Origin of the sequence: Stenotrophomonas maltophilia (genome assembly GCF_047497515.2) — a bacterium.
Classification (GTDB): Bacteria; Pseudomonadota; Gammaproteobacteria; order Xanthomonadales; family Xanthomonadaceae; genus Stenotrophomonas.
In genome coordinates this window covers 1-20,300 of sequence record NZ_JAXAXL020000003.1, presented here as the reverse complement: position 1 = coordinate 20,300, position 20,300 = coordinate 1, and the positions used below count along the sequence as shown (strand labels likewise).

The window sequence follows — 20,300 nt, the reverse complement described above, 5'->3', positions numbered from 1 at the left end:
AAGCACTCACCGGCAGTCTTCCGGCAATGCGGCAATCACGGACACCACGGCCGCCTGCATGCCCTGCCCCACGGCCATGTCCAGCTCGCCGCCAATGCCGCCGTGCTGGCGGCGCAGTTCGTCCTCGCACAGGCTGCGCACCCGCCCGCGTGCATTGGCGCGCAGGCTGCTGCAGCGCCAATCGGTGCCGCCCAGCGGCAGCACCGAATACACCACGCTGTTGCACGCATTACCGGCGCGTTGCTGCAGCGACTGCCCGCCGAAATCGCGCGGTTCACTGCTGCGCTGCGGATCGAAGTAACTGTCGGGGAAGGTGCGTGCGTACTGCTCGATGTCCACGTCCATGCTGCGGCCCGCGGCCAATGGCATCTGCAGCGGCTGGCCACAGCGCAGGGCATCGGCGCGATGCTGGATGTACTGGTAGATCGGCCGGTCAAGCGTGGGATCCTGCTGGGTCACCGCGCTGACCGCCGCCAGCACCGGCAACGATGCGCGATTGGCCATGCGCGCCAGCAGCCCTGCCTGTGCTGGCTGGCAGCGGTCACGCAGCGTGGCCGCCAACAGGAACAGCACGTCATTGCGAAAGGCCGGCTCTTCGATCATGCGCTGTTCGATGCGCTGGCGCGCATCCGCCGCGGGCGCCGGGAACGCGATCGCCGGTGGTTCGGAGACCGCTGCACGCCGCTGCCACCACACGGCCAACGCCACGCCGCTCACCAGCACGCACGCAACGATGACCCAACGCGCACGCATCAGTTATGGATCACGGTCAGCGTTGCCGCAGCGGCGTCGTAGGACGCGCTGGCGATATCCGCATCGAAGCGCTTCACCTGCAGGCGGCCGGCCAGCCGGTACGGGTCCCACAGGTCACCCAGCGCGATCGGCGTGGCCAGGGTCACATGGATGATCTGGTTCGGCGGTGGTGGCGGCACATGGATGCAGGCGCCGTAGAACGGCACGAACAGCAGTTCGTCGACCAGCCCGGCATCGTTGGTGCCCAGCGGCACCACGTAGCCGTCCAGATCCACGGCACGGCCATCGGCGGCATCGACCACCTGCGACGAGCCGAACTGCCTGGCGCGGTCGGGGCTGGAATGGTCGATCTCCTGCCCCGGCGGCGTGCCGGAACCGGTGTCGTCGATCAAACCGCCCACGCCGTCCATGCCGTTGCGTGACAGGCCGATCTGCGGCGGCGGCCGTTGATAGGTCACTTCATCGGGCCGCAGCGCATCCCAGCGGTTGATGGCGGTATCGGCCACGGTTGGCTGCGCGGTCTGCGCGGTCTGCGCGGTGCTGGCAGGTGCGGCGGTCGGCACCGGCTGCGTACAGCCAGCCAGGCACAGGCAGCCCACCAGCATGGCAACGTGCTCACGGTTCATAGGGCCTCAGGTGCGCATCGCGCATGGTGTAGGCAGAGCCGGCCAGGTCGTCATCCAGCCGCTCCGCGCGCAGGGTGCCGGCCAGGAAGAACGGCGAATACATGTCCGGCATTTCGATCGGGCGTGGCAGCACCACGTGCACGATCTGGTTGGGCGGTGGCGGCGGCACATGGATGCAGGCGCCGTAGTACGGCACGAACAGGAACTCGGTCAGGCGCCCGTCCTGTGCGTTGGCCAGCGGCACCACGTAGCCCGGCAGGCGCACCGGCCGTTCCAGCACCGCGTCCACGGTGCGGAAGGTGCCGAACTGCGGCATGCGCCGGTTGCCGTTGTGCTCGACCTCGGGGCCCTCGCCCCGCTCCAGCGCGGCCAGCTCATCACCGGGCATCATCTGCAGCCAGTCCAGCTCCTGTTCTACAGCCGTGCCCGCCGTCACGGCGCCATCGCTATCCATCACCGGCGACGGCGGCAGCGCCTGTACGCCGGTATCCACCGGCCGCTCGCAGGCAGTCAGGAACAGCAGCATCGGCAACATCCACAAGCAGCGCATGCTCAGCCTCCCGGCGACAGGCCATCGGCCAGCGTGCGCCGATAGGCCAGCAGCGCCGGCACCAGCCCGGCCACCGCACTGATCACCAGCACGCCTGCGGCCCACGCCAGCTCGCGACCGTCCGGCCATACATGGGTGATCGACAGCCCGAAGCTGGCCAGCGCCCACGCGCGGCCCGCCAGGCTGGCCACGGCCAGCACTGCCAGCGCGAGCACGCAGGCGAACGCGCTGGTCGCCACCGCTTCAACCACCAGCAGGGCGGCGATGTAACCCGGCCGCGCACCGATCGCACGCAGCACGGCCATCTCACGCCGCCGTTCCTGCAAGGTCGAAACCAGCAGCGCCACCAGCGACACCATGCCCAGCAGCACCACCATCGCGCTGATCAGCTGCAGGGCACGTTCGGCCGTGCCCAGCGACTGCCACAACTGCTGCAGGGTCACGCCCGGCAGGATCGCCAGCATGGCCTCGTCCGGGTACTCGTTGATCCTTCGCTGAACCGAGAAGGTGGCGATTCGCGAGTTCAGGCCGAGCATGAACGCCGTGATGCTGGTGGGAGTCAGATCCAGGTGACGTGCCTGCTCGGCGCTGACGCGCTGGCTGCGCAGCTGCACACCCGAGCGCCAGTCCACGTGGATCGCCTCGATGGCCGGCAGCGAGACCAGTACCGATGAATCCACCGGCGTGCCGGTACGCTGCAGGATGCCGGCCACGCGGAACGGCTTGTCGGCATGGGTGGCCAGGGTGACCGCGCCGGTGCCATGCGCCAGCACGATCTCGTCGCCAACACCGACCCGTTGCGCAGCGGCCACTTCAGCCCCGATCACCGCGTCGTACAGATCGTCGAACCGCCGCCCCTGCGCGAACGCCAGCGCGTGACCGGCGCCGTAGCGATAGTGATCGAAGTAGCCGCCACTGGTGCCGATCACCCGATAGCCACGCCAGGAGTCACCCAGTGAAAGCGGCACCGCCCACTTCACCTGCGGCAGCGCCGACAGCTCCTGGTAGGACTGCCAGGACACGTTGTTGGTCGGGTCGCCAATGTGGAACACCGAATACAGCAGCAGGTTCACCGGCCCCGAACGCGCACCAACGATCAGGTCGGTACCCGACACCGTGCTCGCGAAACCCTCGTGCGCCTGCGTGCGCACGCGTTCAACGCCCAGCAGCAGCACCACGCTGAGGGTGATCACCAGTACGGTGAGGCCAACACTCAACGCGCGGCTGCGCAGGCTGGCCCAGGCAAGTTCAAGCATGGGCGCCACCTGCACGGTTGATCTCCGCCAGGGCAATGGTGCGGTCGAACAGCGGCTGCAGGCCATCGTCGTGGCTGACCACCACTACCGTGGTGCCGGCCGCCTGGCATTGTGCGGACATCAACTGCAGGAAGGCCGTGGCGGCCTCCCGGTCCAGCGCCGAGGTCGGTTCATCGGCCAGCAGCACTGCCGGCCGGCCAATCAACGCACGAGCGGCAGCCACGCGCTGCTGCTGGCCGACACTCAGGGTGCCCGCGCGCCGCTGCATCAGCGCCGGGTCCAGCTGCAGGGCGCGCAGCAGGCGCGCGATCTCGGCGTCCAGCGGCCCGCTGATGCGCTCGCTGCGCAGGCGCGAGAAGCGCAGGCCCAACGCAACGTTGTCGCGCACACTGAGGAACGGCAGCAGGTTGAACTGCTGGAAGATCACGCCCAGGTGGTCGGCGCGGAAGCGGTCGCGCCGGGCGCCACGCATGGCCTGCAACGCCTGTCCGGCCACCTCGACGCGGCCCTTTCCAGGCAGCAGCACCCCGGCCAACAGTCCCAGCAACGTGCTCTTGCCGCCGCCACTGATCCCGCGCAGCAGCACGCTGCTGCCCTGCTCGATCCACAGCTGCGGAATGTCCAGCACCAGGCGCAGGCCATAGCCGAACTGCACCTCATCCAGCCTGATCACCGCAGCGCTGCTCACGGCGCCAGTACCACGCGCAGCTGGGTGGCGGTCAGCACGCTGCGGCCCTGGCCACGATCGGTTGCGGTGTTGACGATGACCTCGTGCAGGCCGGGGAATACCGCCGGCAGCCGCATGACCAGGGCGCGCAACGCCGCCGGATTGGCACAGCGGTACTGCAGGTTGGCGCTGAAGCCGGCGTGCCGGTGTTGCCCGGCTGCGGGTGCCGCGTCGGTTGCATCGAAGCCCTTGGCGCTGGCATCGCCGCTGGCCAGCCGGCAATGCGCCGCCGTCGGCAGCGTTACCCAGCTGCCGCTCTTCAGCACAGCGGTAGCGCGTGCCAGCGATGCCCGTTCAGTGGCGTTGGCTGGCGGTCGTTCGAAATCGAGGATGCCGATACCCGGCGCCTGCAGGGCCAGTTCCAGCACGCCCTGGTCGAGCGCGAGATCAACAGTGGCCTGGCCGTGCACGTGCGCGCCAAGCTGGCGGACGTCATGGGCCTGCGCGGCGCTGGCAGCCAGCAGCAGGAAAAAAGCAGCGGGAAGCTTCATGGGGGAGACTCCAATTGTTACTATGTAACATTATGGACCATATCCCCTCGATGCCCGCAAGGGCCCTGGCCCAGCCGCCAACTTCGGCACGCTGGCATCCCCACCTCGATCTCGCAGGTGCCTGGCTGTCGCTGGCCTGTGCCGCCCATTGCATCGCCCTGCCGCTGCTGCTGGCCTTCGTGCCGGCCGCGATGATGGCGCTGCGCTCGTTCCAGCACCCCGGCCATGGCGCGATGACGCTGCTGCTGATGATGTCGCGCTGGGAGTGGCTGTTCGCACTGGTGGCCTCGGCGCTGGCGCTGGCCAGCACCGCGGCGGGGCTGCGCCGGCATGGCCGCCGATGGCCGCTGCGGCTGGCCTGCGTGGGCGCCGGCCTGCTGCTGTCGGCGTCCTTGTATCTGCCGCTGAAGGAGTCGCTGCTGTGGCACGGGGTGGCAACGGCCTGCGGCGGCGTGCTGCTGGCATGTGCGCATATCGGCAACCGGCGCGCGCTGCACAGCCCTCGGTAACGCTGCGAAGATGCCGGCCAGCGGCCGGCACTACCCGTCATTGGTAGCGCCGGCCGCTGGCCGGCGCGTGCCCCGCCACCTCAGAAGCGATAGCCCACTTCCGCGCCGAAGATGCGTGGGCTGTCGACCGGGCCGTAGTAGTTGCCATCGCGGCCGAATGCCAGGTTGTCGAAGATCAGGCCGTTGATGCGGCGCTTGTTGGTGAGGTTCTGTACGAACACCCGTCCACTCCACGGCCCGCGCTCATAACCCAGCTGCGCACCCAGCACCGCGACGGCCGGCTGGAACGCGCGGTTGCGTTCGTCCAGCGCACTGGAGCCGGTGAACTGCGATTCCAGCCGTGCATAGAGGCCGGACTGGAGCTGGTAGCGCGCCGCCAGATAGCCCGTGTAATGCGGCGTCAGCTTGACCCGCTTGCCGTCCAGGTTCTGGTCGACGCTCACCCATAGTTTGGTGTACTTCGCATCGACATAGCCCACGTTGGCCATCAAGGTGAAGCCGGGCATCACCTCGAACACGCCCTCCAGCTCGGCGCCGCGCGAACGGATCGACGCATCCGAGCCCACGTAGTCCGACGAGATCGGGCGGCCGTTGGCATCGGTGGCCACCTGGATCTCCTGCCAGTTGTCCGAGGTGATGTGGAACAGCGCGCCGCCGATGTGGCCACGGCCACCGGCCAGGTTCATCTTGAAGCCCAGCTCATGGCTCCACATGCGCTCGGACTCATAGCGCAGCACCTTGTCGTTGACCACATCGCTCTGCGCTGCGGCCAGATTGAAGCCGCCCGGGATGTAGCCCTTGGCCGAGGCCGTATAGAACGACAGGTCGTCGGTGGCGTCGTAGCGCAGCGACACCCGCGGCAGCGTGGCCGAGAAGGTATGCGCCAGCGCGGCATCGCGATACAGCACGCGGCCGCCGGCGCCGAGGTCCAGCGCACCGGCACGCTGCTCGGTGGAACGCCGCGCCTGCTCATGGCGCAGGCCCGCACTCGCGGTCAGTTGCGGAAGCGACGGGAAGGTGTAGCTGGCGGTGGCGAACACGCTGTAGTCCTCCCCCTTCGATGTCTGCCGCGGCGCCAGGTTGTAGCTGTCGAGCCCACGCAGCGCAGGACCAACGAACGTACCCAGGATCGAATCCTTGCTGTTGCGGTAGGTTGACACACCGGCCATCCAGGTCAATGCCTGGTCACTGGGCGAACTGAAGCGCGCCTCGGCCGTCCATTCGTTCTTCCGGTCGTAGATGCGGCCTGCCAGTGCTGCGCTCTGGGTCATGTCGAAGTCGTAGCCGGCCGAGGTCACTTCCTCGTTCCGCCAGGACGCGGCCACGTCCAGCGTGCCGGCCTGCAGCTGCCATTGCGCGCTCAGGCCCGCCACCGACTCATCCTTCTCGGTGCGCTTGGGTGCGTCATTGATGTAGGTGAAATCAGCGGCGAGACGGCCGCCGTTGAGCGAGGTGCCATAGGTGCGGTTGTACAGCTCGGTATCCAGCGGCAGGTACTCGTACTCGAACATGCCCGGCGCGCGGGTGCGCAGATGGTAGGCCAGTGCATTCACCGAAACGTAGTCGCTCGGCCGCCAGCGCAGCTTGCCCTGCAGGTAGCCCTCGCCCACCTTGCCGCGCGCACCGGAGGGCGTGAGGTTCTTCAGGTAGGCATCCTCGTCCGAGCCCATGAACGCAACCGACCCGGACAAACTGCCATCGCGGCTCAACGGGCCGGCCAGGAAGCCGTCCAGTGCCGTGCCGTTGCCATTGCCGAACCAGGTACTGCGCACATTGAGTTCGCCTTCGCGCGCATCGGCCGGACCGCGCGTGCGCACCAGCACCAGGCCGGACTCGCTGTTGGCCCCGTAAAGCGTGCCCTGCGGCCCGCGCAGCACCTCCACCGACTCGACCTGGTTGAGCACGGCATTGCTCAGTTCACGGAATGGAATGCCATCGATATAGACCGACGCACGGTTGACCAGGAACGGATTGGACTCGATGCCGCGGATCGAGATGAACATGTTGCTCAGCTGGCCCATCGCATTGAACTTCACGTTCGGCGCGAGCTTGTCCAGGTCACGGAACTCGGTGACACCGGCCTCCTTCAGCGCTTGCCGATCAAGCACGGTGACCGACAGGTCGCTCTTCAGGTACGGGGTATCGCGCTTGGAGCCAGTGACACGGACACCGTCAAGCGTGGCCGGGTCGGCCTGCTGGGCAAGCGAGGGCATGGCAGGAATGAGCAGGGATACCGCAACAAGGGCGGCAGCAGGCGTGGACGACTTCAACGGACGGACCTCAAGGGATGGAAAGGCGGACGCGCGGGCGGCGGCAGCGCGAGTCAAGAGTGTTATCCTGTAACATTCGCGCCATCCCGCCACTCCATTCGCGGCAGCGCCGCTCCATTTCCGGATCCGTGATGCCCGCCCTCGCCGACCAGTTGCTGCGCGAAACCGGCCCCCAGGCTGCGGCCGCCCACCTCAGCCCGGACGGCGCGGTGGTCCTGCTGCGCCACCGCTTCGAGGCCAGCGAAGGCGAGATGGGCCATCCGCAGCAACTGCGCCTGGGCATGGCCATGGCCGGCGGGGGGTGGCTGCAGCAACGCACGCTCAACGGCGTGCTGCAGGCCCCGTGGCGACCGGGCCAGTTCAACCTGGTCCTGCCTGGCGACAGCGGCACCTACGCCAGCCCCGCTGTGGACGTGCTCGGCATTGCCATCGACACCCGCGCGTACCCGCACCACGCGCTGGCGCTGCAGCAGCTGCAGCCTTTGGCAGCGCGGCTTCACCACGACCCGGTGATCACGTCGGTGCTGCAGGCGCTGTGGAGCAGCGCGCAGGCCGGTGCGTGCCTGCCCGGCTTCCTTGAGCACGGCGCGCAGGTGCTGCTGCATCGCCTCGGCCAGCTTGCCGGCCAACGGCGCGATACGAGAGGCACGGCCACGCCCCTTTCGGCGCAGCGACTGCGGCAGCTGGAGGCGTATATCGATGCACAGCAGGGCCAGCCGCTCAGCGTCACCGAGCTGGCTGCCGCAGTGCAGATGCAGCCATCCAGCTTCGGCCGCGCCCTGCGCGCTGCCACCGGCCTGCCACCGTATGCATTCCTGACCCGGCACCGCATGCAGCAGGCCGGCGCCGCCCTGGCGCAGGGCCGCACGGTCACCGACGTTGCGCTGGCCAGCGGCTACGCCAACCCCAGCAAGTTCAGCGCGGCGTTCCGCCGTGTGCTCGGTTGTTCGCCCTCCGCCTGGATCGAGCAGGCGCGGTAATGACGGCCGTTGGCCGGGTAATGCAGAAGCCGGCCAGCGGCCGGCACTACGCTGCTTAGTCAAACAGCGCCGCCACCCAGTCGATGAACACCCGCAAGCGCGGTGAAGGCGTGCGGTTGCGCGGGTAGACCAGGCTCAGCGGGCTCGGCGTGGGTGGCATCTGCGGCAACAGTTCAACCAGCTCGCCCCGCGCAATGTACGGATCCATGCGGTAACGCGGTGCCTGGATGATGCCCAGCCCCGCCAGCGCGGCGCCGAGGAACGCATCGGCACCGGACACCAGCACGCGTGCGGGCAGCGGTACGTAGCGGACCTGCCCGCCCTGCTGGAACTCCAAGGGAATCAGCTGGCCGGTGGCGCTGGAGAGATAGCCGACCATCTCGTGGCCGTCCTTCAGGCACTCAATGCCCTCGGGCATACCCTTGGCCCGCACGTAGTCCGGCGAGGCCACGGTGACCTCGCGCAGCAGCGCCAGCCGTCGCGCCGCCAGGTCGCTTTCGGCCAGCGTGCCGACCCGGATCGCCGCATCCACGCCTTCGCGCAGCAGGTCGACATAGCGGTCACCCTCGCTGACGTCCAGCTCGATGTCCGGGTAGCGCCGCAGGAAGTCCGGCAGGTGCGGAAACAGCAGATGCCGGCCCAGCGTGCCATGCACCTCGATGCGCAGCAGGCCGCGCGGTGGCACGTCACGGAACGCGGCCTCGGCGTCGTCCATGTCGGCGATCAACCGCAGGCAACGACCGTAGAAGGCTTCACCCTCCAGGGTCGGTGCCACCAGCCGCGTGGTCCGGTTCAACAGGCGCACCCCCAAGCGCTGCTCCAGCGCCTTGATCGCATCGGTCACCGTGGCCCGTGGCAGGCCAAGGTCCTCGGAGGCGCGGGTGAAACTGCGGCGCTCGACGATACGGACGAAGGCGCGCATGGCCGTGAAGCGGTCCATTGTTCGGCTGTCCGGATGGTGTTGGCCGATTATGCACGATTGCCCGCCGCGACCTGGTGCTGGATGCCAACCAAGGTTGGCATCCACCAGATCACTTCACACAGGGTATTAGCATTTACCGGATCTCGCGGCGGCGGTGCACCCAGTAGTACAGCGTGGGCAGCACCAGCAAGGTCAGCAGCATCGCCGACAGCAGGCCGCCGATCACCACCACCGCCAGCGGCTTCTGGGTCTCGGCACCGATCGCGTGCGAAGTCGCCATCGGCAGCAGCCCGAACATCGCCAGCAGCGCGGTCATCAGCACCGTGCGCAGGCGCTGCAGCGAACCCTGCACCACCGACTGCAGCAGGTCCATGCCCTGTTCGCGCAGCTGGGCGAAGCGACTGAGCATCACCACCCCGTTCAACACGGCTTGCCCGAACAATGCAATGAAGCCGATCGCCGCCGATACCGACAACGGAATGCCGGTCAGCCACAGCGCCAGGATGCCGCCGATCATCGCCAACGGCACGTTGGCCAGGATCAACGCCGCACTGCTGATGTCCTTGAAGGCATCGAACAGCAGCACGAAGATCAGCAGCACCGACAGCGGAATCACCCAGCCCAGCCGCTTCATCGCGCGCTGCTGGTTCTCGAACTCACCGGACCACTCCAGCCGATAACCCTCCGGCAGCTGCACGCTGGCGTCCACGCGCTTGCGCATGTCGGCCACCACGCTGCCCATGTCGCGCCCGGCAATGAAGATGCTGACCGCCTTCACCCGCTGTGCGTTCTCGCGCGAGATGTTGATCGCACCGCTGGCCATGCGGAAGTCGGCGACATCGGACAGCGTCACCGCGTGGCCGTCACCGATGCCTACCGGCACCGTGCGCAGCCGCTGCAGGTCGCGGTCGGCATCGTCCAGCCGCAGCGTGATCGGGAACTTTCGATCCCCCTCCCACAGCTCGCCGACCTGGCGCCCGCCCAGTGCGGTCTCGATCACTTCGTCGATGTCGCGCACATTCAGGCCGTAGCGCGCGGCCCGGTCACGATCGATCTCGATCTGCAGTTGCGGCAACGCGCCGTCGCGGTCGATGAAGGCACTTTCCACGCCGTCCACGCTGCGCACCTGGCCGAGGATCGCCTGGGCTTGCCGGTTCAACACGTCCAGGTCCGAACCGCTGACCTTGATCACCACCTGGCCCTTGATCTGCGAGATGCTCTCCAGGATGTTGTCGCGCACCGGCTGCGAGATCGAGAACTCCGGCCCCGGTATGCGCTGCTCCAACGTGCGCTGCAGGTCACTCACCAGCTGCCGCTTGTCCACGCCCTTCGGCCATTCCTTCTCCGGCTTCAGCGCCACCAACGCCTCGATCTGGTTGGCGCCCTTGGCATCGGAACCATCTTCCGGGCGCCCCAGCTTGGCCACCACCGTCGATACCTGCGGGAACGTGCCGACCAGTTCTCGGATACGCCGCGACTGCTGCTGCGCCTCGGCCAGGCTGGTGCTGGGGTCGAGCGTGGCGGTCAACCAGATCGACCCCTCGTCCAGCTCGGGCAGGAACTCCGAGCCCAGCCAGGTGCCAAGCGCCAGCGTGCCGACCAGCAGCGCCACCGCGGTCAGCACCACCGCGCGCGGGCGTGCCAGGGCACGCTCCAGCACCGGCCTGTACCACCCGGTCAGGCGGTCCATCAACGGATTGCCGTCGCGCATGCGGTCGCGGCGCAGCCACCAGTAACAGAACAGCGGGACCACGGTCAGCGCCAGGACCAACGCACCGATCAACGCCGACGTCACCGAATAGGCCATCGGCGCGAACATGCGGCCTTCCTGGCGCTGCAGGGTGAAGATCGGGATATGCGCGGCGATGATGATCATCATCGAGAAGAACGTCGGCCGCCCCACTTCCGATGCCGCCGAGAGGATGGTCGAGAAACGCGTCTTCCGGTCGGCGTTGGGTGGCAGCTTCGATAGTCGCGAGACGATATGCTCGGTGACGATCACCGCACCATCGATGATGATGCCGAAGTCCATCGCCCCCAACGACAGCAGGTTGGCCGGCACGCCCCACAGGTGCAGGCCAAGGAAGGTCGACAGCAGGGCCAGCGGCATCATGGCCGCCACGATCAGTGCCGCGCGGGCGTTGTACAGGAACAGCCACAGCACCAGGAACACCAGCACGGCGCCTTCCAGCAGGTTGCGGAACACCGTTTTCAGCGTGGTCGAGACCAGCCAGGAGCGGTCGTAGAACGGCTCGATGCTGACCCCGGCCGGCAACTGGTTCGCCTCGATCTCGGCGATGCGAGCATGCAGGGCGTCGAGCACATCGGACGGATTCTCGCCCTTGCGCATCAGCACCATGCCGAACACCGCATCGTCGTTGTCATCCTGCCCGACCAGGCCCTGCCGTGGCAGCCCGGTGTCGGCGATGCTGGCCAGGTCGCGCACCAGGATCGGCGTGCCGCCGCGTTGCCCGACCACCACGTTGCCGATGTCGGCCGGCGAGCGCATCAGGCCCACGCCGCGGATCAGGAACTGCTGCTGGCCGCGCTCCACGTAGCCGCCGCCGGCATTCGAACTGCCCTTCTCCAGGGCCTCGGCGAACTCACCGAGGCTGATGCCGCGATCGCGCAGCTTGTCCAGGTCCGGCTTGACCTGGAAGGTCCGCGCGAAGCCACCGAAGCTGATCACATCGGCCACGCCCGGCACGGTGCGCAGGCTGCGCTCCATCGTCCATTCCTGCACGGTGCGCAGCTGGGTCGAGGTCAGGTGCGGGCCTTTCAGTACGTAGCGGTAGATCTCGCCCACCGCCGAACTCATCGCCTCCAGTTCCGGCGTCACCCCTTCCGGCAGCTCCACGCCCTGCAGGCGTTCCAGCACCTGCTGGCGCGCGAAATAGTCATCGGCCTTGTCATCGAAGGTCAGGATGATCATCGACAGGCCGAACTGGGTATGCGAGAACACCCGCACCGAATGCGGAATACCGGACAGCGCCACTTCCAGTGGCATCGTCACCTCGCGCTCCACCTCTTCGGCGGCGCGGCCCGGGTGCAGCGAGACCACCGTCACCTGGGTGTCGGACACATCCGGGAAGGCTTCCACCGGCAGCACGCGGAACGCGGCGATGCCCGCGCCGATGAACAACAGCAGCGCCAGCATCACCATCAGCGGCTGGCGCAGGCAATAGGCAATCAGGCGATCGATCATGGGGCAGCGTGCCCCGCGCCGCTGCTGGCCGCCGTCGGCGCACCGTCGACCAGCTGCTGCAGCAGCAGGCCCCCTTCGACCACCACCCTGCTGCCTGCCGCCAGGCCCTCACGCACCCACAGGCGGCCATCGCCCAGCTCTTCAGCATGCACCGCGTGGCGCACGAAGCGGCCCTTGCCTTCCTCCACGAACACCACCTGCGTGCCGTTGATCAACAGCACCGCCGCATCCGGCAGCGAAACGCCGCCCTCGGCCGGCAGCGCCACCTGTGCGCGCACATACTGCCCGGCCTTGAATCCGCGCGTGCGGTTGTCCAGCTCGGCGCGGGCCTGGACCACGCGGCGCTCGCTGTCGACGAAGTCATCCACATGCTGCAGCGTGGCCTGCAGGGGTTTGCCATCGGCACCCGGCACGCTCACCGGCATGCCGGCCTTCAATCGCCCGGCCAGGCTTTCGGGGATGTCCAGCAGCAGCCACAGGCGATCCGGATCGCCGATCACCGCCAGCGGCTGTTCGCTGTCGGGGCTGACCGACATGCCCGGGCTCATCCGCCGTTCCACCAGCACGCCCTCGATGGGCGCACGCAGCGGCAGGCGTTGATCGACGTGCTGGCCGTTGCCATAGGCCTTGGCGAAGGCGGTTGCGCGCGCATGATCGGCCTGGCTGCCGGCAAAGTTGGCCTCGGCTTCGTCCAGTTCGCGCCCGGACGCCACGCCAGCGGCGTGCAGCTCGCGGGTGCGCTCCAGCTCCTTGCGGGCCTGCTGCAGTTCGGCGCGGCCACGCGCGCCCTCGGCCTGAGCCTGGCCGAACTCGGGCGAGGTGATCCAGGCGATGACCTGGCCGGCCTTCACCTGCTGGCCAGGCTGCGCCTCGATGCGCGCGACCTGCCCCGGCAGCGGCGTGCGCAATGCGCTGGAGCGGGTCTCATCCCAGACCACACGGCCCGGCAGCTGCAGGCTGGCACTGGCACCGGCGGTCACCGCCTCGCTGCGCAGCACGTCCAGCTGGCGGCTGTCGGCCGGAAACTGGATCTGGCCAGCACTGACCTGCGGTGCATCTTCGGTATACGACGCCGGCTCGCGGCCACAGCCGCTGAGCAGGGCCAGTGCCAGCAACACCGGCAGCAGCGCATGGCGCGCGCGCGGGCGATGGGCGACGGTGGACTTCATCGGGACTCTCCTTCGGCAACGGATGTGGCGGCTTCCCAGCGCGCCAGGGCAATGGCATGGTCGGCACGCGCCTCGATCAGCGCGGCCTCGAAGTCGCGCCAGCTGCGGCGCGCATCCAGCAGGTCGGTCAGGCTGGCGGCACCACGGCGGTAGGCCAGCTCGATGCCCTGCACTGCCTTGCGCGCGGCATTTGACTGCAGCCCTTCGTAATCGGTGCGGCGCTGCGCGGCGGACTGTGCGCTGGCCTGCAGCTGGTCCAGTTCGGCGCGCGCTTCGCGCTGCAGCACCTGCAGTTCCAGTGCGGCACTGTCCCGATCCGCTTCGGCGCGCTGGATGGCACCGCGTGTGCGCGACGGTTCACCCAGCGGAATGGTCAACGACACGCCCCAGGTGACGCCGCCGATGTCGGTCGGCTCACGTTCGGCCTCCACCCCCAGCTGGATGTCGCGATGGCGCTCGCTGCGGGCCAGCGCCACACCGGCATCAGCGGCAGCCAGGCGCGAATGCGCGGCACGCAGATCGGCACGCTGCTGCGGGTCGAACCCACGCGTGGCGGCCACACTGCGGGTGTCGGGCCACGGGTCGTCGGCACTGAGGCTGCTGCTGTCATTGCTGCCGAGCAGCAGCCCCAGCGCGTGCCGGGCGTCGCGCAGATCCAGCGCCGCCTCGCGCGCGGCATCGGCCACGGCAAGGTCGTCCACCGCCAACCGCGCACGATCGACCGGCGCCATCGCCCCGGTTGCGACCTGCCTGTCCGCTGCCGCCATCTGTTCGGTCGAACTCTGGCGGTTGGCCTCGGCAATCTGCACCCGCTCCTGCGCGCTCTTCAGGCCGAAATACGCCTCGTGCAGCGCCACCTGCTGGCGGCGTCGGGTATCGAGCATCTCCAGCCCGGCCACCTGCAGCAACGCGTCCGCCTGGCGGATGCGCAGCGCTCGCTTGCCACCACGCTCCCAGGTCCAGCCCAGGCCCAGCGTGCTGTCCACCCGCTTGTCCTGCCAGCGGCCGGAGCCGATGCCATGCTTGGGGCTGATCTTGCTGCTGCCGATGGAGAGCTCGGCCGCCGGACGCAGTGCGGCGGTCTGCGCATCGCCCTGCACGCCGCGCAGCTCCAGCGCCGCCGCACGCAGGTCCGGGTTGTGCGCTTCCATGGCGCGCTGCGCGTCCGCCAGGGACAGCGCCGACGCCGCGGGCGCGCACACGAGGGCGGCCAGCACAGCCGCAAGTCGAAGGGAGAAATTCATGCGCGTCACGGTAAGGTGACGCACTTGCGCCAAACTTGCCCCAACCTTGCACGAAGCTTGCAATGCGAATCCTGCTGATCGAAGACGACGCCGCCCTGGCCGATGGACTGATCCGCGCCCTGCAGGGCGCCGGGCATCTGTGCGACCACCTTTCGCGCGGGCTGCATGCCCCGGCCGCGCTGGCCAGCGCGCCGTATGACGTGATGGTGCTCGACCTGTCGCTGCCCGATGTCGATGGCCTCGACCTGCTGTCGCGGTTGCGCAACGACGGTGTCACCCTGCCGGTACTGATCCTGACCGCGCGCGATGGCGTCGACGATCGCATTCTGGGGCTGGACCGCGGTGGTGATGATTACCTGGCCAAGCCTTTCGCACTGGGTGAGCTGGAAGCGCGGCTGCGTGCGCTGTCGCGCCGCCGCAGCGATGCACCAGCACAGAAGCGGCTGGGCCGGTTGTGCTTCGACAGCATCCGCAACGAGGCGCAGGTGGATGGCCAGCGTGTCGAACTGACCGCACGTGAGCTGGCGCTGGTCGAAGCGCTGATGCAGCATCCCGGCCGCACCGTCACCAAGCAGCGCCTGTTCGATGCGCTGTACAGCTGGGACCACGAGGCCAACCTCTCGGTGATCGAGGTGCATGTCAGCCGCCTGCGCCGCAAGCTGGAACAGGCGCGTGCCGGCGTTGGCGTCCGCATGCTGCGCGGGCTCGGCTACCGGCTGGAGGCCGGCGGTGACTGAGCGCGTGCACAGCTTGCGTGGCCTGCTGCTACGGCGCCTGTGGTTGCCGCTGCTGGTGCTGATGTTGTGCAGCGCGGTGGGTTCATTCGCACTGGCGCGCTTCTACGCCGGCCAGGTCTACGACCGCTGGCTGCTGGACTCGGCGATGTCGCTGTCCGAACTGGTCGAGGTGCAGGATGGACGCGCCTCGATCGAGATCACCCCAGCGGTGTCGCGCATGTTCACCTGGGACACCACCGATGAAGTGCATGGCGAAGTGGTCGATGCTGGGGGCGGACGCCTGTACGGTGACCTGCCCGAAGCATTGCCGCGCCCCGCCGTTGCCGCCGCACGCGATGGCGAGGCCGTCTACTACGACGCGCGATTGCGTGGGCAGCCGGTGCGCATGGTCGAAGTGGTGGTCAGCGCCGGACCCGGCCACGAGATCCGCTTGCGGGTGGCTGAAACGCTGCGCAAGCGCCACCGGCTGGAGCGCAAGCTGCTGATGACCAGCATCCCGTTCCAGGCCGCGATCCTGGCGCTGGCGGCGTGGCTGGCGTGGTCGGGAACCGGCGCCGCCGCGCGCCATGCCAACCAGGTGGCGCGCCGCTTGGCCAGCCCACGCCCCGACCCGCTGGCGCCGTTGGAGCCTGCACAGGAGGCGCCGCGCGAACTGTGGCCGGCGGTAGAGGCCTACAACGCGCTGCTGCAGCGGCTGGATGCGATGCAGGCCGCGCAACGGCGCTTCGTCAGCAATGCCGCGCATCAGCTGCGCACCCCGTTGGCGGCGATGCAGGTGGAACTGGAGAGTTCATTCCGCCAGCATGATCCACAGGCGCAGCAGCTGGCGTTGTCCGGCACGCTGGCCGGACTGGCGCGGTTGCAGCATCTGGTCAACCAGCTGCTGATGCTGAGCCGTTCCGAAGATCCGCAGGGCAGCGCGTTGCCGCTGCAGCCGGTGGATCTGGCGGTGCTGGCGCGCGGCGTGGTGGAGCGCTATGCGGACAGGGCGTTGGCTGCCGGCGTAGACCTGGGTTACGACGGGCCGGACGAGGGCGTGTCGATCGCGGGTGATCCTCAGCTGTTGCGCGAAGCGCTTGGCAATCTGCTGGACAACGCGCTGCGCTATGGCAGCGTGCGCGGGGTGATCACGCTTGGCCTGCAGAAGGACGCCGAAGGCGTGCAGGTGTGGGTGGACGACGATGGCGCCGGCATTGCAGAGGCCGAGCGCGGCCGTGTCACGGAGCGCTTCTACCGGGCCAGCAGCGAAGGCGACGGCTGCGGCCTGGGGCTGGCGATCGTGGCAGAGATCGCACAGCGGCATGATGCGGCATTGGTGATCGATACCGCGCCGATCGGTGGCGCGCGGGTCGGATTGCACTTCCGCTCCCGGTAGATGCCCGCCTCGGTTGGCAACTGCTGCGCCCGTAGCGGGAAATATCGGTGGACGCCAACCTTGGTTGGCGCTGCCCATCGGCAGCCCTTGATCTACGCAGCGACCAGCCGTGCCCGGCCGCAGCTGGCACGATGCCTGAGCCGTGAAGCCGCCACGCGCCTTGCGACAGCATTGCTACGCTGATTCAGTCCATCCAGAACTGATCGGTGCTTCTCATGCCGCTTCCTCGACCTTCACTTCTGAAATCCCTTGTGCCAACAGCACTTCTGCTGACGGCGTGCCAAGGCTCGACCGTCAAAGCGCCCCAGAAGCACTCTCCTGAGCTCACTGCACGGATCGAAGCGCTGTCGCAAAAGACCCAAAAAGACCTTGTGGAGGTGGAAGGCGGCACCTTCATCATGGGCGATTTCGGCCCCATCGACCCACGCGCGAAGATGCCCTACAGCGGCAGGCGCAACGACGACGTGCTGCGCGAGGTGACATTGAGCAGCTACGCAATCGGTGCGAAGAAGATCACCTACGCCGACTTCGACGTCTATACCGATGCAACGGGCCAGCCCCGGACCGCGCAGTACCCGATGGATCTGGAGTACCGGAACCTGCCGGACGATCTACCGGTCGGCGTGAGCTGGGAGGACGCGCAGCAGTACTGTGGATGGGTCGGAGAGCTGATTGGGCGAAAGATGGAGCTTCCGACGGAGGCCCAGTGGGAGTACGCAGCACGTAACCGGGGCCAGTTCGTGATCTGGCCCACCGATGATGGCAGCGTCGACGATGGGAGGAATGTTGGGGATTACAAGACGGTCCGCGCGTACGCCTCCAAGCATGGCTATACGATCGGCCCAACCCCTCTGGGTCAGTATCCGCCCACCCCACTGGGTCTTTACGACATGATTGACCATGGGTTTGAGTGGGTCTTTGACTGGTATCGGGATCCTTATGACATTTCCGACATACGAGACCCCCGCGGACCCGCACATGGCGATGAAAAGGTCCAGCGAAGTCACAGCAATCAGGGCGGAAGCGCCCTTTTCATCGTATCGATGACGTTCACTCGCTTCAAGAACGACCCGACCCCTGGTCCCGACCCACTTCTCTCGGAGGAAGGGAGGCGACTGTTCAATCCCAACGGCTTTAACCGATTCCGCTGCGCAGCCGCCGCATCTCTACGTCCCGTGGGAAGCACCGCTTCGCACTCCTCACCCCGGTCATGAGCGCCCCGCCATATCTGGCATTGCTACGCTGATTCAGTCCATCCAGAACTGATCGGTGCTTCTCATGCCGCCTCTTCGACCCGTCCTTCTGAAATCCCTTGTGCCAACAGCACTTCTGCTGACGGCGTGCCAAGGTTCGACCGCCAGAACGCCCCAGAAGCACTCACCTGAGCTCACAGCGCGCATCGAAGTACTGTCGCAAAAGACCAAGAAAGACCTTGTGGAGGTGGAAGGCGGCACCTTCATCATGGGTGATTTCGGCCCCATCGATCCACGGGCGAAGATGCCTTACAGCGGTGAGCGCGACGACGACGTACTGCGTGAGGTAACGCTGAGCAGCTACGCGATCGGTGCGAAGAAGATCACCTACGCCGACTTCGACGTCTATACCGATGCAACGGGCCAGCCCCGGACAGCGCAGTACCCGAAGGATCTGAAGTATAGGAACCTGCCAGACGACCTCCCGGTCGGCGTGAGCTGGGAGTCGGCGCATCAGTACTGTGGATGGATTGGCGGGCTTATCGGGCGCAAGATGGAGCTGCCGACGGAGGCGCAATGGGAATACGCGGCGCGCAACCGAGGGCAGTTCGTGATCTGGCCCACCGATGATGGGAGCGTCGACGATGGAAGGAATGTCGGGGATTACAGAACCATCACGCAGTATGCTTCCCAGCGTGGCTACATGTCTGGTCCTACTCCGCTTGGACAGTATCCGCCCACCCCGTTGGGCCTGTACGACATGATTGATCATGGATTTGAGTGGATGTTTGATTGGTATAGCAATACTTACGACATTTCAGACACGCAAGATCCACGCGGACCCGCACATGGCAAGGAGAAGGTTCAACGAAGCCACAGCAATCGAGGAGGGAACTCGCTCTTCATCGTGTCGATGACGTTTACCCGGTTCAAGGACATTCCAGACCCTTCTCCAGACCCCCTTCTCTCGGAAGAAGGAAGGCGCCTGTTCAATCCGAACAGCTCAAACAGGTTCCGTTGCGCAGCCGCCGGCCCTCCCAGTTCAAAGGACAGCTGACGCAGCCCAGCAACAGGCCTGCACCGCTATTCATCTCTGGGGTCGTAACGCCTGCAAACTAGGATGCGTTTGCAGGCGAACCACTGTGACCAAGTATCGCAACAGCCCGTTGTTGCTGCCCACGCGAGCGCAGGTAGTCGCCATCAATGCTTGCAAATGTAGGTGCGTCCCTGCCGTCAAGCGCCAGGAGTGCATCGAGGTCCATCCGCTGCAACTGCACTACCTCATACCCCTTTGGAAAGCTACCCAGCAGTCTTCTGCGATGGGCAATGAACTGCTCGACGTAGCTGCTCCCCAGCCGATCTGATGGCACATCACCTTCCGCATTGATTGGATCAATTACTTTTCCTTTAAGGTCACCTGATAACGAATTACCATAGTCAAGAAATTTAATTATATCGCCTTCAAGCTTGCCCAGTGGCTCACCGCTAGGCTCGCCGTCGGCAGTCATGTACTGAAACATCGCCAGCCATTCACTGACAAGGCTGACGCCCCTTATCACGCGGATTACAGCCTTCTTGTGATCAGGAAGGTAGTGCAGCTGAGGGTCAAAAACCCCCTCGAGTTCGGCTGGATTCTTCATATGCGTTATCCAGTTGTGACGAGTGATGGTGTAGAGGAGCATTCCACGAGTCACAGGTGTTGCGTACAAGAGCCATGCACTATTGAGATCTGAACTTCCCGTAGTGGAGTTGATTCTTCGAACCAGTTCAATTCGATTCTGCGCAATCTGCGCTTTGCCAATCTGATCTTCTACAGCCTTGAGCGCGCGGTCCATGTTCTGGGCGAGGAACCTTTCTACAGATCCTCCAGCGGACACCTCGAGGAAGGCGATCTGGGAGAAGTACTTCAGCGCATCTCGCGCAAAGAACATCAACTCCTTAAACCCAGCATGTGCCAACTGGTAATACACCCACTTGGCGAACTCCAGCATGCCTTCCACCCCCACCACGAAATCCAGCGCCCCCTTGCAGCCAATGCCCAGGCACAATCGCGCACTGACCTTGATCCGGAAACGCCCGTCCGCGTAATACACATACAGCTGCGCCTTGGCGCCCACGCCCGCAGAACCCGCCACATCCAAACTCAGCTTCGCAAGCGTTACCGGTGTTCCCTGCTGGGGCGGCAGCCATTGCAATTCACCCGCGGGCGTCAAGCCCGCCTCAACACCCACAAACGCCTCGGCATTCACCTGCATGCCATTCAAAGTCTCGGGCGGCTTCTCGCCCACCGCGG

At 66.7% G+C, this 20,300-nt stretch carries 17 protein-coding genes and 1 pseudogene; 6 read left to right on the top strand and 12 right to left on the bottom strand.

What is annotated here, in order from left to right; translation table 11 throughout:
* Window positions 1-6: 6 nt before the first annotated feature.
* The 6 genes from ACMZPQ_RS06990 to ACMZPQ_RS06965 are packed head-to-tail and all read right to left on the bottom strand — an operon-like array spanning window position 7 to window position 4,403.
* Window positions 7-753, bottom strand: a complete 747-nt coding sequence (locus ACMZPQ_RS06990; protein ID WP_197582742.1) for a hypothetical protein — start codon at window positions 751-753, stop codon at window positions 7-9.
* Window positions 753-1,379, bottom strand: a complete 627-nt coding sequence (locus tag ACMZPQ_RS06985) for a DUF3299 domain-containing protein (protein WP_197582743.1) — start codon at window positions 1,377-1,379, stop codon at window positions 753-755. The genes ACMZPQ_RS06990 and ACMZPQ_RS06985 overlap by 1 nt, the downstream gene beginning before the upstream one ends.
* Window positions 1,369-1,929: a DUF3299 domain-containing protein gene (locus ACMZPQ_RS06980; RefSeq protein ID WP_197582744.1), complete on the bottom strand. Its 561-nt coding sequence runs from the start codon at window positions 1,927-1,929 to the stop codon at window positions 1,369-1,371. The genes ACMZPQ_RS06985 and ACMZPQ_RS06980 overlap by 11 nt, the downstream gene beginning before the upstream one ends.
* Window positions 1,930-1,931: 2 nt before the next feature.
* Window positions 1,932-3,185, bottom strand: a complete 1,254-nt coding sequence (locus ACMZPQ_RS06975) for an ABC transporter permease (protein ID WP_197582745.1) — start codon at window positions 3,183-3,185, stop codon at window positions 1,932-1,934.
* Entirely contained in the window at window positions 3,178-3,873 is a 696-nt protein-coding gene (locus ACMZPQ_RS06970; RefSeq protein WP_197582747.1) for an ATP-binding cassette domain-containing protein, read from the bottom strand. Before ACMZPQ_RS06970 ends, ACMZPQ_RS06975 begins: the two co-directional genes overlap by 8 nt.
* Window positions 3,870-4,403, bottom strand: coding sequence for a ZrgA family zinc uptake protein (locus ACMZPQ_RS06965; RefSeq protein WP_197582748.1), 534 nt, complete (start codon window positions 4,401-4,403; stop codon window positions 3,870-3,872). Before ACMZPQ_RS06965 ends, ACMZPQ_RS06970 begins: the two co-directional genes overlap by 4 nt.
* A gap of 32 nt (window positions 4,404-4,435) precedes the next feature.
* Between ACMZPQ_RS06965 and ACMZPQ_RS06960 the strand changes: the two genes are divergently transcribed.
* Window positions 4,436-4,912 (top strand): MerC domain-containing protein, encoded by a 477-nt coding sequence (locus ACMZPQ_RS06960; protein ID WP_197582749.1) that lies wholly within the window; start codon window positions 4,436-4,438, stop codon window positions 4,910-4,912.
* Between the two features lie 80 nt (window positions 4,913-4,992).
* Here the strand turns inward: ACMZPQ_RS06960 and ACMZPQ_RS06955 are convergent, their stop codons facing one another.
* Window positions 4,993-7,125, bottom strand: coding sequence for a TonB-dependent receptor (locus ACMZPQ_RS06955; RefSeq protein WP_312646187.1), 2,133 nt, complete (start codon window positions 7,123-7,125; stop codon window positions 4,993-4,995).
* Between the two features lie 188 nt (window positions 7,126-7,313).
* Between ACMZPQ_RS06955 and ACMZPQ_RS06950 the strand changes: the two genes are divergently transcribed.
* Window positions 7,314-8,162: a helix-turn-helix transcriptional regulator gene (locus ACMZPQ_RS06950; protein WP_197583418.1), complete on the top strand. Its 849-nt coding sequence runs from the start codon at window positions 7,314-7,316 to the stop codon at window positions 8,160-8,162.
* Between the two features lie 55 nt (window positions 8,163-8,217).
* Here the strand turns inward: ACMZPQ_RS06950 and ACMZPQ_RS06945 are convergent, their stop codons facing one another.
* From ACMZPQ_RS06945 to ACMZPQ_RS06930, 4 genes are all read right to left on the bottom strand, one after another.
* Window positions 8,218-9,102, bottom strand: a complete 885-nt coding sequence (locus ACMZPQ_RS06945) for a LysR substrate-binding domain-containing protein (protein ID WP_197583417.1) — start codon at window positions 9,100-9,102, stop codon at window positions 8,218-8,220.
* A 115-nt stretch (window positions 9,103-9,217) separates the two neighbouring features.
* Entirely contained in the window at window positions 9,218-12,289 is a 3,072-nt protein-coding gene (locus ACMZPQ_RS06940) for an efflux RND transporter permease subunit (RefSeq protein WP_197583416.1), read from the bottom strand.
* Window positions 12,286-13,458 carry an efflux RND transporter periplasmic adaptor subunit gene (locus ACMZPQ_RS06935; RefSeq protein ID WP_197583415.1) on the bottom strand — a complete coding sequence of 391 codons (1,173 nt, stop codon included), beginning with the start codon at window positions 13,456-13,458 and terminating at the stop codon, window positions 12,286-12,288. Before ACMZPQ_RS06935 ends, ACMZPQ_RS06940 begins: the two co-directional genes overlap by 4 nt.
* A complete protein-coding gene (locus tag ACMZPQ_RS06930; protein WP_197583414.1) occupies window positions 13,455-14,702 on the bottom strand; it encodes a TolC family protein in 1,248 nt (415 codons plus the stop codon). The genes ACMZPQ_RS06935 and ACMZPQ_RS06930 overlap by 4 nt, the downstream gene beginning before the upstream one ends.
* A gap of 62 nt (window positions 14,703-14,764) precedes the next feature.
* Between ACMZPQ_RS06930 and ACMZPQ_RS06925 the strand changes: the two genes are divergently transcribed.
* From ACMZPQ_RS06925 to ACMZPQ_RS06910, 4 genes are all read left to right on the top strand, one after another.
* Complete coding sequence (locus tag ACMZPQ_RS06925; RefSeq protein WP_197583413.1) at window positions 14,765-15,439, top strand: response regulator; 675 nt, start codon at window positions 14,765-14,767, stop codon at window positions 15,437-15,439.
* Window positions 15,432-16,814, top strand: coding sequence for a sensor histidine kinase N-terminal domain-containing protein (locus ACMZPQ_RS06920; protein WP_197583412.1), 1,383 nt, complete (start codon window positions 15,432-15,434; stop codon window positions 16,812-16,814). Before ACMZPQ_RS06925 ends, ACMZPQ_RS06920 begins: the two co-directional genes overlap by 8 nt.
* A gap of 215 nt (window positions 16,815-17,029) precedes the next feature.
* A complete protein-coding gene (locus ACMZPQ_RS06915) occupies window positions 17,030-18,028 on the top strand; it encodes a formylglycine-generating enzyme family protein (protein ID WP_414485978.1) in 999 nt (332 codons plus the stop codon).
* 100 nt (window positions 18,029-18,128) lie between these two features.
* The gene (locus tag ACMZPQ_RS06910; RefSeq protein WP_495495827.1) at window positions 18,129-19,064 is read left to right on the top strand and encodes an SUMF1/EgtB/PvdO family nonheme iron enzyme; all 936 of its coding nucleotides are present in this window, start codon (window positions 18,129-18,131) and stop codon (window positions 19,062-19,064) included.
* 58 nt (window positions 19,065-19,122) lie between these two features.
* Here ACMZPQ_RS06910 and ACMZPQ_RS06905 read toward each other — a convergent pair.
* Window positions 19,123-20,300: pseudogene (locus tag ACMZPQ_RS06905) on the bottom strand (DNA repair protein); the annotation flags it as partial.

Bases quoted from the DNA above. Each gene is read 5' to 3' on its own strand.
- ACMZPQ_RS06990 (WP_197582742.1), bottom strand. From the start codon at position 753: ATGCGTGCGCGTTGGGTCATCGTTGCGTGCGTGCTGGTGAGCGGCGTG.
- ACMZPQ_RS06985 (WP_197582743.1), bottom strand. From the start codon at position 1,379: ATGAACCGTGAGCACGTTGCCATGCTGGTGGGCTGCCTGTGCCTGGCT.
- ACMZPQ_RS06980 (WP_197582744.1), bottom strand. From the start codon at position 1,929: ATGCGCTGCTTGTGGATGTTGCCGATGCTGCTGTTCCTGACTGCCTGC.
- ACMZPQ_RS06975 (WP_197582745.1), bottom strand. From the start codon at position 3,185: ATGCTTGAACTTGCCTGGGCCAGCCTGCGCAGCCGCGCGTTGAGTGTT.
- ACMZPQ_RS06965 (WP_197582748.1), bottom strand. From the start codon at position 4,403: ATGAAGCTTCCCGCTGCTTTTTTCCTGCTGCTGGCTGCCAGCGCCGCG.
- ACMZPQ_RS06960 (WP_197582749.1), top strand. From the start codon at position 4,436: ATGGACCATATCCCCTCGATGCCCGCAAGGGCCCTGGCCCAGCCGCCA.
- ACMZPQ_RS06955 (WP_312646187.1), bottom strand. From the start codon at position 7,125: ATGCCCTCGCTTGCCCAGCAGGCCGACCCGGCCACGCTTGACGGTGTC.
- ACMZPQ_RS06950 (WP_197583418.1), top strand. From the start codon at position 7,314: ATGCCCGCCCTCGCCGACCAGTTGCTGCGCGAAACCGGCCCCCAGGCT.
- ACMZPQ_RS06945 (WP_197583417.1), bottom strand. From the start codon at position 9,102: ATGGACCGCTTCACGGCCATGCGCGCCTTCGTCCGTATCGTCGAGCGC.
- ACMZPQ_RS06940 (WP_197583416.1), bottom strand. From the start codon at position 12,289: ATGATCGATCGCCTGATTGCCTATTGCCTGCGCCAGCCGCTGATGGTG.
- ACMZPQ_RS06935 (WP_197583415.1), bottom strand. From the start codon at position 13,458: ATGAAGTCCACCGTCGCCCATCGCCCGCGCGCGCGCCATGCGCTGCTG.
- ACMZPQ_RS06930 (WP_197583414.1), bottom strand. From the start codon at position 14,702: ATGAATTTCTCCCTTCGACTTGCGGCTGTGCTGGCCGCCCTCGTGTGC.
- ACMZPQ_RS06925 (WP_197583413.1), top strand. From the start codon at position 14,765: ATGCGAATCCTGCTGATCGAAGACGACGCCGCCCTGGCCGATGGACTG.
- ACMZPQ_RS06915 (WP_414485978.1), top strand. From the start codon at position 17,030: ATGCCGCTTCCTCGACCTTCACTTCTGAAATCCCTTGTGCCAACAGCA.